This is a genomic window from bacterium, assembly GCA_040755755.1.
GTDB lineage: Bacteria > SZUA-182 > SZUA-182 > DTGQ01 > DTGQ01 > DTGQ01.
This window is the reverse complement of sequence record JBFLZW010000022.1, coordinates 262,580-275,997: the sequence shown is the minus strand read 5'-3', so window position 1 is coordinate 275,997 and position 13,418 is coordinate 262,580. Positions and strand designations below refer to the sequence as shown.

Sequence of the window (13,418 nt, the reverse complement as noted above, 5' to 3'; positions counted from 1 at the left end):
ATCACTTCATCGGTTAAAGGGGAACATATTGACGAATCAGGAGATGAACAGAGAACTGCCGATAGATCGGATAACCATAGGCAACATCCGGATTACGCCTGAAGAAGCAAGCGTGTTTACCCGCTGGCTGACCATCCTGAACGAGGCAGGTGTCGAGTACGTGGTGGGCGGGGCCTTTGCCGTATATGCTTATACCGGCATCTGGCGGGATACGAAGGATCTGGACATCTTTCTCCAGCCGGGCGATGTCAAAAAAGCCCTCAATGCCCTGAGCAGGGCCGGGTTCGAGACCGAGGTCCGGGATGTATACTGGCTGGCCAAAGTGCACCAGAGGCCGTACCTCATGGACCTTATTTTCGGAACATCGAGCAGCCAATTCCCGATTGACGGGACATGGTTCGAATACTGTCAGCCTGCCGAGCTCATGGGCGTCAGGACTCAACTGGCCGCAGTGGAGGAATTGATCGCCTCCAAAGTTTATATGCTCAAGAGAGACCGCTTTGACGGTGCAGATATTGTCCATCTTATGCTGGCAGTTCAGGGAAAGATTGACTGGCAGCGGGTGCTCATTCACCTGAAAGACAACCGGGAGATACTGCTGATCTATCTGATCCTCTTTGATTTTGTTTATCCTTCCCATTCAGATTACCTGCCGAAGGAACTGCTGGCTGCCCTGTTCGAGCAGATGCGGGAGGGCTGGTCGAAGCCCAAGAGACCGAAGGCGTTCCGCGGCATGCTGCTCGATCCGTTCGCCTTTGCCGTGGACTGCCGGGAGTGGGGCTTTGAAAACGGATGCAACCTGATTCCCCTGGTCAACGATAAGGGAGAGCGTCTATGAGAATCGCCGCCATCGGCGATCTGCACTGCAAGCCTGATTCGAGCGGAATGATCAGGCAGCTTCTGAAGGGGATTGACCGCGAAGCGGACATACTGATCCTGGCAGGCGACATCACCAATCTGGGGCAGATCAGGGAGATGGAAGTTCTCCTGGATGAGCTCAGCGTTTTTTCCCTGCCGATAATTGCAGTCATCGGAAATCATGACCATGAGAGCGACCAGGCCGAAGTCCTGGCCAGAATGATGAGAGGAAGCGGCATTTGTGTTCTGGATGGGAATACCTGCATAATCAACAACGTGGGAATTGTCGGTACCAAAGGTTTTTGCGGCGGATTCGGAAAACTGCATGTCCAGCCCTTTGGCGAGCAGGCTCTGAAAAATTTCATTAAAACCAGCATCAACGAAGCCGCCCGGATAGATAAGGCATTGGGGAACCTGAACTGCCGTTTCAGGGTAGCGGCCATGCACTACGCGCCGATCAAGGAGACACTGGCAGGCGAAGAAGTCGAACTGTACCCTTTTCTCGGATCGTCACTCTTTGCCGATGTCTTTGACCGTCACGGCGTGGATGTGATTGTTCATGCGCACGCCCACCATGGCTCGCCGCACGCTTTTACGCCAGGGGGGATTCCGGTTCACAACGTTTCCCGCTTTGTTCAGAGCCGCTTCGGTCAGCGCGCCTACTGCCTGCTGACCGTGGGAGAGTAAGAGTGGTCAGGAGGAAAAGTGGTCAGTGGCCAGTGGTCAGTAAAAACTGATAACTGAATTATCATAACACGTTGGGATTAACACCGCTTATGGAAAATATAAACATCTCTGAGCGGATAGAATCTGAATGCACTTTTTGCAGGATCATGCGGGGCGAGGTCAAAAGCTTCATTATTTTTGAGGATGAAAATACTCTCGCTTTCCTCGATCATCAGCCCCTGCTCAGAGGTCATATCCTGGTAATTCCCAGGCAGCACTATGAAACCTTTCTTGACTTGCCGCACCATCTCATTCAGCCACTCTTCTCCCAGGCCCAGGTTCTGGCCCGCGCTCTTGAACTGGGCCTGAAAGCCGATGGTTCCTTTATCGCCATCAATAACCGGGTCAGTCAGAGGGTAATGCACCTTCACATTCATGTTGTTCCCCGCTGGAAAAAAGACGGCCTGTTTACCCGGGGATTCGTCTGGCGACGCCAGCCCTACCAGAGTCAGAGCAGCATTCTCACTACGCAGAAAGCCATTCAGACGGCATTGAAGAAGTTGAAAGAGCAGCCCCCCTGACAGCCCATCGTTCTGAGGGATCGCCAGGTCAGTTCCCACACCATGCACTGAGCTGCGATCTTTTCTTGCCTTTACTTTTACCCGTATCCCTGTATAATATTCTCCAGTTATTCTCGTTCAGGAATGAATGCTTTTCTATTTATGGAGAGAGGATAAGATAGTGTACCTTTACCGAAGAATTAAATATGGCCAACCAATTGTTATTGTTTCAGGACTGCCCCGTTCCGGGACATCCATGCTCATGAAGATATTGGAAGCTGGCGGCATGCAAGTCGTTACCGATGGTTTGCGTACTGCCGATACCGATAATCCAAAGGGTTACTATGAACTGGAGAAAGTGAAAGAGCTTGACAAAGGTACTGACAAAGCATGGTTAGCTGAATTAAGGGGCAAAGCGGTCAAGATCGTTTCTTATTTTTTGGAGCATCTGCCAAATAATAACAACTATAAGGTAATCTTTATAGAACGTAACCTTCAGGAAGTGATTGCCTCTCAAAATAAAATGCTTGCCCACAGGGGCGTGGCCATCGATGACCCGGCGGGTGACGAAAAGATGATTCAAAATTATGAAAACCATCTTCGCAAGGTAAAATATATGCTGGACCACGAACCTCATTTTAAAGTTCTCTTCATCGACCATAGTAAGTTGCTGAAAAGCCCTGCCGAAGAGGTTGAAAAAATCAATCGATTTCTGGGTGGACACCTCGATAGGGGAAAAATGGCCGGGGTGGTCGACCCCAGCCTCTATCGCAACCGTAAATAAGTATTGCCCAGTGAGCCTATGGTTCTCGTCCTCAGTATAATGCTGGCAGCCTCTGTCTTGTTCATCGGCGGCTGGCTGCGCCCTGACCTGGTGGCCCTGCTGGTGCCGATAGCTCTCTCTATCACCGGAGTCATCAGTTGGGGGGAGGTATTCAGTGGATTCACCAGCTCAGCGGTTATTGTGCTCCTGGCCGCTTTCGTTATTACAGAAACCATCAGGCAAACAGGTCTTGGTGAAATCCTGAGTGCCTTCCTGGTGCGGATAACCGGCCACAGTGAAAGATCCTTATTGTTTTCCATCTCCCTGAGCGCTGCTTTCCTCTCCCTCTTCATGAATAATATTGCTGCTGCCGCTGTGCTGATGCCCGCCGGTATCTCCGCCATGCGCAGGGTATCAGCCAGCCCAAAAAGATTGCTGCTGCCTATGGCTTTTGCCACGCAACTGGCAGGCATGGCCACCCTGCTGACGACCTCCAATATCGTAATGTCATCCATACTCAGAAATCATGGCCTGCCTGCTTTCGGGCTCCTCGATTTTCTCCCTGTCGGCGGCCCTGTCGCTGTCGTCGGTCTGGCAGTCATGATCTGGCTGACCCCGCGATTACTTCCCGCCTCATCTGAAATGTTCCTGCCCCCGGAGGAGAAGGGCCAATTTATACCATTGGCTGAGCTTTATGGGCTTCAAGGTGAATTTCATATGGCCTCCGTTCTGCCTGACTCGCCCCTGGTTGGCTCTACGCTGGCTTCCAGCGGCTTGCGCAAGGTTTTGGATATAAATATCGTGGCCATCTACCGCAGCAGCGGTCAGGTAATCTTCACGCCTGGATCGAAAGAACAACTGGCCGTGCATGACCGCCTTCTTTTCACCCCCTCCTGTCCGGCAGCAAAGCTCACGGCCCTGGGGCTGGAAGCAGAGTCAGGCGATGATGGCCAGCGTGAGAGGTTAATGCCGAAAAAGGTTGGCCTGGTCGAGGCCATCATCACTCCGCGATCGTCACTGGCCCATAAGACCCTGCGCCAGATACTGTTTCGCCAGCGCTATGGCTTAAGTGTACTCGCTATCTGGCGCAATGGACAGCCAATCCGCCAGGGCATCAAAGAGCTGCCCTTGCAGTTTGGCGATGCCTTGCTTCTCCAGGGTACGCATGCGCGTCTTAACCAGCTTAAAACTGACCATGATTTAATCGTCCTGGGCAGGAAAGAGGATAAACAACCGCCTCTTGGAAAGTCCTGGGTTGCCCTGGTGATTATTGCGGCTGCGCTTGCCTGTGCCGCCACGCAGTGGCTCCCGGTGGCCGAGACACTCTTTATTGGTGCCACGCTGCTAATTTTGACCCGCCAGATCACTATGGATGATGCCTATGAAGCCATTGACTGGCGCTCCATTGTGCTCGTCGGTGGAATGCTGCCCGCAGGGGCCGCTCTCAATAAAACAGGCGCCGCTCACCTTATGGCCAGGCTCCTCACAGACACCCTGGGCCGATTCGGGCCGTTTGCTCTGCTGGCTGGTTTTTGCGGACTTACGGTCGTGCTTACTCAGTTTATCCCTGGCGGTGCTGCTATCCCCTTGATAATCGGCCCCATTGCCATTAGTGCCGGGCTGCACGTCGGAGCTGACCCGCGTGCCTTTGCCATGACTGTGGCCATTGCTACCTCTGCCTCTTTTCTCACCACCTTCTCACATCCGGTCAATCTGCTGGTCATGGGGCCTGGCGGCTATAGCGGCCGTGACTATGTACGCCTTGGCTTCCCCCTGGTCGTTTTGACCGTTATCCTGACCTTGCTGCTCGTACCCCTGATCTACCCCCTCTACGGGTTTTAAAGTGGGGCTCACAGGCCCCGCCAGACACCATTTTGCCATCCATCTCCCTGACGGGCAGCCCATTCCTGGTGCCGTGGTGCGCTCAGGCAATCGTCACCTCCTTTGCCAGGTAAACATCCTGGACCGCATTCAGCAGGGCAATTCCTTCCTTCAACGGCTTCTGGAAAGCTTTTCGCCCGGTAATCAGCCCTGTACCGCCCGCCCGCTTATTGATTACTGCCGTGCGCACGGCCTGGCCAAGATCACCCTTGCCGAGCGATTCGCCGCCTGAGTTGATCAGCCCTGACCGTCCCATATAGCAATTGGCCACCTGATAGCGGGTCCATTCAATGGGATGGTCCGGCACCAGCTCCGAATAGACCCTCTTATCCGTCTTTCCAAACTTCAGAGCTGGATAGCCGCCATTGTTTTCCGGCTGCTTTTGCTTAACGATGTCAGCCTGAATGGTCACGCCCAGGTGATTCGCCTGCCCGGTCAGATCCGCGGAATTATGGTAATCCTTGTCCTGTTTGAAGGCCGAATTGCGCAGATAGCACCACAGCACGGTGAACATCCCAAGTTCATGGGCCTGCTCGAACACCCGGGCAATTTCAACGATCTGCCGCCTCGATTCCGGCGAACCGAAGTAGATAGTGGCCCCGACTCCTACCGCACCCATCTCAAAGGCTTTGTCTACACTGGCAAACTCCACCTGATCATAGGTGTTTGGATATGACAGCAGCTCATTGTGATTGAGTTTGAGAATGAAAGGGATCTTATGGGCATATTTGCGGGCTACGGCACCCAGTACCCCACAGGTTGAGGCAACAGCGTTGCATCCTCCCTCAATGGCCAGCCTGACGATATTTTCCGGATCAAAATAATCCGGATTGGGAGCAAAGGCAGAACCTGCCGAATGCTCGATACCCTGGTCAACGGGAAGGATGGATAGATACCCTGTACCAGCCAGACGTCCGGTGTTGAACATCCACCGAAGATTCCGGAGCGTGGCAACCGGCCGGTCAGTCGGCACCAGCACCCGCTCGATAAAATCAGGGCCGGGCAAATGAAGCCTGTCTCTTGAAATCCCCCGGCATGAATAGGTCAAAAGCGATGTTTCATCACCAAGCAATTCCTCAATCCGTTCTATGAATCGTTCCATACTAGGTAATCCTCCTTACTCTGCATTCTATATCCTCATGACATAACTCTCGGAATAAATTTCCTTGCGTATACTACAAAAAGACAAAGACAAAAGACAAAGACATAAGGATACCACTCAAGACACAGAGGTAAGCCCAGAGGAGGAGCGGAAGTAGGGGGTGGGGGTGTGACGAAGAAGCTTGTCAGCCGCCTACAGCAGCAATTTTCCGAGCAGCGACTGCATCCCTTCCCTGACTTTTTCCCTGGTGCCGGCATCATAGAAAGAGATTGGATTGTAGGCATCCGTAAGGATGATGCCCGAATCTGCCTTGATGTCGATTTTGTGTTCCCCCAGGCTGCTCAGCTCATCATAGAGAGGATAGAAACAGCGGTTGCGGTCAATCTCGATCAGCCGACCGGGGTCTTTGTGCTCATCGGCAGCCAGGAAATAAATGTTGCCCCCGATCTGGTCCGCCGACAGATTGGTAAAGGCAACCACCTGGACGAAGACCTGCTGCAGAGTCCTGGCCAGAGAACAGGTGCCGAACGAATGTTCGGGGGCCAGGGAGCCGAAAAAGTTGATGCTCAGGACTCCGCCGGGATTGAGGAGCCGCTTGAGGTCTTGAAACATTTCCAGGGTCAGGAGATGCTCAGGAACGGAATCCCCGTTGAAAGCATCGAGAAAAATCAGGTCGTATTTCTTGCGGCAGTTTCTGACAAAGTATCTGGCATCCTGAATTTCCAGATTAAGGCCAGCGGGGTTAAAGCCGAAATACTTTTCCGACACTCTGGCCATGACCGGATTGATCTCGACGCAATCGACCACAAAATTATCCCTGCGAAGCTCGGAAGGGACAGTTCCCGCTCCAAGACCGATGGCCAGGGCTGTCCTTCCGCCGGGGTTGTAAGACCTGGCAATAAGCTGCAAGGCATAGGTATATGCATGGACGGAGAGGCCGCTCGAAAGGTCGATGGCATTCTGGGTGAGACCATCCAGGACCAGGATCCTGAAGCGGTCATTGGCATCGATCACCTTGATCTGGCCATAGGCGGAGTTCTCCTCCGCTACGATATGAAACCGGGTCTGGTTGATTACCTGATCACCCTGCGGTCCGGCATGAAGCCTGCTCAGCACTATGGGGACAGCAAGGGCTGCCAGAATTACGGGCAGCAGGCCGCTGGCCCCTTTTTTTTCCCGGAAAAAGAGCCAGTAAGCCAGGGGAAGAGCCAAAAGCGTGGCTGAGACAAGGAGCAGAATCGATTCGTTTTTAAAATGGGGAATAAGCACAAAGCCGGTCAAAACCGTGCCCGCGAAACTGCCGGCCGTGGAGATGGCGTAAAGATGGCCGACAACCTTGCCGATATGCCCGAGATCATGAGCATAAAGCCTGACCAGGTAAGGAGTTACAGCTCCAAGGAGAAAGAGCGGAAGAAAAAACAGCAGAAACGAACCTGCCAGGCTGCCCACTCTCAGCCCAAGATGGGAGGAGAGGACCAGAAAGGTTTTCTTCAGTCCGGGAATGAAGAGCAGAAAAAATCCGGCCAGGGAAATCAGCAGGTACAAAAAGCCAGCCTTCTTTTTTCTGTCAGCTATATGACCGCCACACCAGTAGCCGCCAGCCAGGGCTACCAGGGTCACGGTAATCAGCGAGGTCCAGACATACAGACTGACCCCAAAATACGGGCTGATGATCCGTGTGCCAAGAAGCTCGATCATCATCACCGCCGCACCGGTGACCAGGGGTGTGACGATCAAAAGGACTTTCAGCCTGGCCGATGGCAGGGTCTTTGGCGTCTCTCCGGACACAAGGCGATTTCCGCCTCTTTGCGAGGACATGGCCGGGGGATCACTCTTCTTCATCGTCCTCGAACATATCCTCTTCGTCTTCCTCTTCTTCCTCGAATATCAGATCGTCGCCGAATATGTCCTCGTCATCCTCGCCGTTCTCGCCGTAATCCTCTTCCTCATCGAAGAAGTCTTCATCTTCATCTTCATCTTCCCAGTCCAGATCTTCCTCGTCATCTCCGTTTCCGGTATAGCCGCACATTCCGACTCGCGGCGAATTAACCACCGGCAGGAGCATCTCCTCACCACATTCATGGTCTTCGGCACACTCGCTGCACAGCCACCCCTCACCCTCGTCGATACACTGACTGCACACCACGGTAGCCGGTTTTCCACATACCTCACAGTTTATCTGAGGGGCTTCATTCCTCGCCAGCAGTCGAACAGGCCAGTCGCCAGGGCTGCTTTCCCGCTCCGACAGGACTCTCAGCGAAAGGTCCGTGGTGGTGCCGAAGTCATACTCGTGGTAAAATTTCATCTTGGGGCTGAGAATGCTGCCCAGCTCGATATCGAATCCCTCTTCGCCGCTGTCCCGGTCAGGCCCTGAGACGAAGGTTCGCCCTTCGATGGTGAAAGCGCTCATGTGCCCGCAGCACTCAAGCCAGATATCCCGGAGGAATTCATCCAGATCATCGAGAGTAGCCTTGGTTTTTACCTCCAGATGCATCCAGTATTCAGGCTGGTAGCGTCCTTCCACCAGAAGATGAAAGCTTTTGTTCTTGCTTGCCTTTTTGTTCTTCTGGACTGCCATTTCGGAAGCTGCCCTTGCCTTGCACGAGGATAAGTGTCTGGTCATCTCTGTCTTGCTGAAGGCAGAATTACAGAAGAAGCATCTTCCCTTCGGTATTTCTCTTTCCTGTTGTTCTTCCATTTTTAATCCTTCCTTTGTTGAGCCTTTCTTGTTTGGATTGGAATAATATTTTCTGGTGATAGCCGCTTTGCTCCTCTTAATCAGGATTAATCAGGAGCTGAATGGTAAATTTACCGTGGGCTGAAACGGCATTTATGCCAATATATTATAGCACATTTATGCCATAACACCAAGCAAGGGAAAATTGCCCAGATGTTCCCCATCTTGTATGGGAGCATCCACTATTCTCTTCCCCCTTGAGGGGGGAGGCTGGGTGGGGGTGATGGTTATTTTCACCCTCCTCATTGAGAAAAGGGACATGGGGAACATCCGAAATTGCTGCAGGGATGAGGAACATTTGATATGCCCAGGCTCCTGGCAATTTTCACCTGTAAAAAAGCTCTTTATTGTATATTAATTTATTCTTGCTGTCAATAGAACAGCAAATCAGTCAACTACCACCGCCAGAGGCGGTGGCATGTTTATTGGCCCTGGAAGGGCCTTGTAATGGATAGGTTTTTCTGTCACCTTATGGTGTATTGGAGAAACCTATTGATTTAACTCATAGGTACCTTTCCCGCTCGACAGTAGCCGGAAGCGAACAAACAACAGAGCGCCTGGAGTCAGATTCATTTCGGGTGAGCACAATCACTTCCTTGGAAACACCAGGGCCGCACAGTGCCCGGAAAGCTTTTTGCTCTCATTGATACCTGGGCAGAGAGGATGCCGGGATAATCATCATGAGATCATAATCACTGTCAGTCCTTTGTTCTTCGCGTGCCCGCGAGCCGAAAAGATAAATCCGCTCCGGTGAAAATGCAGCCACCAGCCTTCTGACCATTTTCAGCCAAAGCCTGATCACCTTGGAGTAATTTTTCGTTAATCATGGCTATAAATCCCCTCCCCTGCTCCCGGTGATCCTGATGTATGTCTGCCCCTCCAGCCGTTCGCCTCCCATGATCCACTCCCGGAAAAGGTCTTGCAGCTTTTCCAGCGGGAACTGGCGGTCGATCAGGTTTTCGTACAACTGATCAAGGTTGCGGCGGACTACGCTTACCTTGCCGAGGAAGGCTTCATTCAGGGCTTCGATGACCTGATCTGAAAGAAGCTCATCCAGGCGGTCAAGGAGTCCGGCGACTCCCCGTGGTCCGCTATTCTCCCGGCCAAGGTCCAGTAATTGCCGGATTTGTTCCGCTTCGGCCCGCCGTCCGATCTCTTCCAGGGTCAGGGTATAGGGGATGATCCGCTGCCGGTATCCCTCCTCCTGAAAGGCTTCGAGGTACTGGCTGATGCCTTGCTCCAGCAATGACCCGATCTCGGTCACCGGGGGTAAATCAGGCCGCTGGCCAAGCCTGTAGCCGCAGGAGCAGACAGGAGTTGTCTCAAGCTGATCGTGGGGATCGCGTGCGCATCGCCGGCTCAAGACAGCAGCCAGGATCCGGTCAACCCTGCCGGGGTCGTCTTTGACCGAGATGAAGCTGATCCGGGAAAGCCGCTTCAGAATGCTATAGTGACGACAGCACCTGATCTCCTCGTAGGGCGCAAACAGGCCGGGTAAAGAAAAATCCTGGTGTCCCTTCTGGTAGGCCAGCCGGTACTTTTCGCAGAAGCGGTCGAATCCGGCCTCAAGGTCCGCAAAGCAGCTCTCGGAAAAGAAAAGATAGGTATTGGCCAGAAGGTCCAGGATCTCCCGGTGCAGGGTGGAAAGATCAGGCTGATCTTCGGGAACTGCCAGCCCCGGATGGGTGACATAGTGATAGATGAACACCAGACGGTCATATTTCTTCAACAGAATGGTTTGCAGACCGGACCATAATTTATAGTCCTGCCCATGCTCCGGCGACTTGCGGTACTGGTCGAGGAACTGCGAAAGCCCCTGCCTGGCGGAAAATCCGGGGTCGAGGTTTGCCCACAGCCTGGCTACACCGCCAAGAACCTTCCGGGCCCGATCGAGCCCCTCACGGCCAAGGCCGGAAAACTCGCGGCCATTCTCCAGTCTGGACAGCCGGGATGAGGCGATCAGGATGTTTTCCTCTTCCTCTTCCTTGAATTTGCGCAAAAAATCCCAGGTTTCCTCCTGGAGAGGCAGGGAATATTCTCCCTGGAGCTTTTTGGGTAAAAAGGGAAGCTCCGGCAGCAGGGACTGCAGTTCCGGCTGAATCAACTCGCCCTTGCCCACGGCGGTAATCTTGTCCAGATTGTAGATGGTAACCTGATCGAGCGGCTTTCGCTTCTGGCCACTGTAAGGTGTCAGAAGCCCTCCGAAGATCAGGGAGAGCGAAAGAAGCTCGAACTGAAGACGGGTCAGGCCCCACTCACCTTTTCGCAGCAGCCAGTAGAGCCGGTCAAACGGCTCCTGATCGCTCTGGATGAGGGAGAGAACATGGGCGATGAGAGCGTTTTTCCGGGAATCCAGGCGCAGGCGAAAGCCGCTGGTGGTGCGTACCGCAAGGTCCATAGGCCGCAGAAAACCCTCGATCAGGGCACGGACTCCCTGCTGCTCCTGATAGCCGAAGATGATCTCCCCCCTGGTCAGAAAGGTGTCGATGGCCTCTTGAATAATCCCCCGCTGAACATACTCAAGACCCGGAGCGATCGACTTGTGCCGGGGGAACCGGCTGTTCAGGCCCTGGGCGATCAGGGTGTCGAGAAGCCGGGTGAAGGCGAGGGTGCCAAGGGAGCCAAGGTCCACGACCGGCTTGAGATAGCCATCGACAATCGTTCCGCTGAAATAGGCGCGGGTGAATTCCTCTTTGATCCTGCTCTGATTGGCCTCGACCTGTCCTTCGAGGTATTGATGAATCTGCCTCCCCAGCTCGGTGTGGTCGGAGGAATATTTGTCCCGCAGCAGTTGATGGCACAGAGCAAGCCGCATGAATTCCCTGTCCCCGACCTCGGCGGGCAGCCAGAAGAAAACCACGGGCTTGAGGGCTGGCGGGATGATCGGTGCCAGATGCTCGAAAACCGCCTCCCGCTGAGTTTCCGAACCAAGGCTCGGACCGATCAGGAGGGCAAAATCAAGCTCGGTCTGCTGAAGCGCCCGAAGGATATCCTGAAACTCCTCCCGTGGAAATTCATCGAGCCGGGCAAGGGCAATACGGCCCTCACGGCCGGTGTTCTGCCACTTGAAGGTCTGCGGCCAGCTTTCCTGGCTGATGAAACGGCTCAGGGGCAGATGGATCAGATCCACCGACTGGCCAAGGTGGTAGAAGATGCGGGCATCCTCCCTGGTTACACTCTGCTTCATGCTCTCGATCTTATTGGCTACCACCAGTTGAAAATCCGCCTCAAGGTCTATGGCCAGAACATCCTCTGCCGGTGTCGCCCCCTTGTCCACCAGCTTCAGGTAAGCGCCCTTCTGATAGAGCTGATCGAGTATCTCCCGGATATATTCATAGTTTATGGAAGACTCAAGGCCGGTCACCTTGTGAAGCAGGGTTTCGGCAAGCTGATATGCAGTATACTTTTTTTTCACCGGACAGATGGCCAGAAGGATCAGGATCTTGATGAGGCGAAAACCAATGGCCTGCTGCTCTTCATCCGGCAGGATCCTGGCCATCTCGTTGGTGTAGTACTTGAAGACCGTTCTGACGTAGGGGTTTGTTTCCACCCGTCCCTGGATGCGGGGCAGGAAGTGATCGAATATCCTGTCCGCAGTGAGCAGAAAATCCGCCTCCTCCTCCAGAATACCGGGCTGGGAAGCGGCAGGACCGCCCCTGACCTGATGGTAGATGAAGTCCACCACTCCGCGCTGCTGGGAGAACAGGGACTTGAGATCGTCCAGAAGATCGATGGTTGCCGGATGCACCGGATAGAGCCGCAGGAAGCGCTCTGCACTAATGGGCAGGGTGGTGAAGGCCTGCTTGTATTCCTGATAGAGAGCGCTGATAACTTCCTGACTTCCCGGATTTTTCTGGATCAGCCTGCTGCTGATGAGCTCCTCGATGTGAGTGCCGGTCAGAGAGAGGCGAAGGGGATAGCGGTCCCTGATCTTGTTGAACAGATCCTGGGGCAGTTGGGCCGTATCTTCGATGTATTCCTGAACCGTGCCCACTACCCAGATCGGGTACAGGGCAGGAACATCGGCGGCAGCGGGAAGCCCCTCGGCCAGAAATTGCAGGAAGCGGATATCTTCATGAAAACCCGGCTCTTCCTTTTTGGAGTTGAGGAATTCGGATAACTCGTCCAGGAGAATGATCAGACCGCAAATACGGTGCTGCTCAAAAAGCTTCCCCAGACGATTGAAAGCCTCGAGGCGGTGGAACCGCAGGTGATAGGGCAGATTGATCCTGGCCAGAAAGCGGTGAATCAGGGCTACGGATTCCGGAAGATCAGGAGAAATGTCTGTAAGCGAGACGCCTTTTTTCCGGCTGAATTCCTCCCACTCGCTGCTGTAGTGCTGCGAGATCAAAAGCTTCATGTCAGCCACAAACTTCTGCGGATCGTGAAAGGTCAGGTTCTCGCCGAACAGGCCATGAATCCTGCGATCGAGGTGGCGGAGCACGATCTCCTCCAGAGACTCCGTGGTGCGGCTGGCCACCAGCGAGATATCGAGCACCAGATAGCGCTCTTTCCTCAGCGCCTCGGCGTATTCCTGAAAAGCCGCCTTCTGCTCCAGGATGGGCAGCCAGGCATCGCTTTCCTGAAACAGCAGGCTCAGGATGCTGAGCAGGTGAGATTTCCCCGAACCGAAGTGGCCCTGAATAAAAGCCCCTTCCCCCCTCCCCTGCCGGACCGAGGCCAGGAGGCTCTGGAGAATATCCGCCGCTTCCCTGGTCAGGACAAAATTTTGAAATATGGACCTTCGAAGATCCTGATCATAAACATCCGACAGCCTGATCACGGTCCTGATTTCAGGTACCCGGATCAGATCCTTGATTTTCGGCATAGCTTTTTTATTCCTTCCTGTGG

At 53.7% G+C, this 13,418-nt stretch carries 10 protein-coding genes; 5 read left to right on the top strand and 5 right to left on the bottom strand.

Annotated features, from left to right (window positions below):
• The first annotated feature begins 43 nt into the window (after positions 1–43).
• The 5 genes from AB1611_08530 to AB1611_08510 all read left to right on the top strand — a co-directional run bounded on the left by AB1611_08530 (position 44) and on the right by AB1611_08510 (position 4,689).
• Positions 44–838, top strand: coding sequence for a nucleotidyltransferase (locus AB1611_08530; protein MEW6379642.1), 795 nt, complete (start codon positions 44–46; stop codon positions 836–838).
• Entirely contained in the window at positions 835–1,545 is a 711-nt protein-coding gene (locus AB1611_08525; GenBank protein ID MEW6379641.1) for a metallophosphoesterase, read from the top strand. Before AB1611_08530 ends, AB1611_08525 begins: the two co-directional genes overlap by 4 nt.
• Positions 1,546–1,634: 89 nt before the next feature.
• Positions 1,635–2,105 (top strand): HIT family protein, encoded by a 471-nt coding sequence (locus tag AB1611_08520; GenBank protein MEW6379640.1) that lies wholly within the window; start codon positions 1,635–1,637, stop codon positions 2,103–2,105.
• A 127-nt stretch (positions 2,106–2,232) separates the two neighbouring features.
• A complete protein-coding gene (locus tag AB1611_08515) occupies positions 2,233–2,868 on the top strand; it encodes a sulfotransferase domain-containing protein (protein MEW6379639.1) in 636 nt (211 codons plus the stop codon).
• An 18-nt stretch (positions 2,869–2,886) separates the two neighbouring features.
• On the top strand, positions 2,887–4,689 hold the full coding sequence (locus AB1611_08510) for an SLC13 family permease (GenBank protein MEW6379638.1): 1,803 nt from the start codon (positions 2,887–2,889) through the stop codon (positions 4,687–4,689).
• A gap of 82 nt (positions 4,690–4,771) precedes the next feature.
• Here AB1611_08510 and AB1611_08505 read toward each other — a convergent pair whose 3' ends face one another.
• From AB1611_08505 to AB1611_08485, 5 genes are all read right to left on the bottom strand, one after another.
• Complete coding sequence (locus AB1611_08505) at positions 4,772–5,830, bottom strand: class I fructose-bisphosphate aldolase (protein ID MEW6379637.1); 1,059 nt, start codon at positions 5,828–5,830, stop codon at positions 4,772–4,774.
• 192 nt (positions 5,831–6,022) lie between these two features.
• Positions 6,023–7,672: a fused MFS/spermidine synthase gene (locus tag AB1611_08500; protein ID MEW6379636.1), complete on the bottom strand. Its 1,650-nt coding sequence runs from the start codon at positions 7,670–7,672 to the stop codon at positions 6,023–6,025.
• The gene (locus tag AB1611_08495) at positions 7,659–8,528 is read right to left on the bottom strand and encodes a hypothetical protein (GenBank protein MEW6379635.1); all 870 of its coding nucleotides are present in this window, start codon (positions 8,526–8,528) and stop codon (positions 7,659–7,661) included. Before AB1611_08495 ends, AB1611_08500 begins: the two co-directional genes overlap by 14 nt.
• Positions 8,529–9,207: 679 nt before the next feature.
• Entirely contained in the window at positions 9,208–9,369 is a 162-nt protein-coding gene (locus AB1611_08490) for a nucleotidyltransferase domain-containing protein (protein ID MEW6379634.1), read from the bottom strand.
• 27 nt (positions 9,370–9,396) lie between these two features.
• Complete coding sequence (locus AB1611_08485; protein ID MEW6379633.1) at positions 9,397–13,395, bottom strand: DUF6079 family protein; 3,999 nt, start codon at positions 13,393–13,395, stop codon at positions 9,397–9,399.
• Positions 13,396–13,418 lie beyond the last annotated feature (23 nt).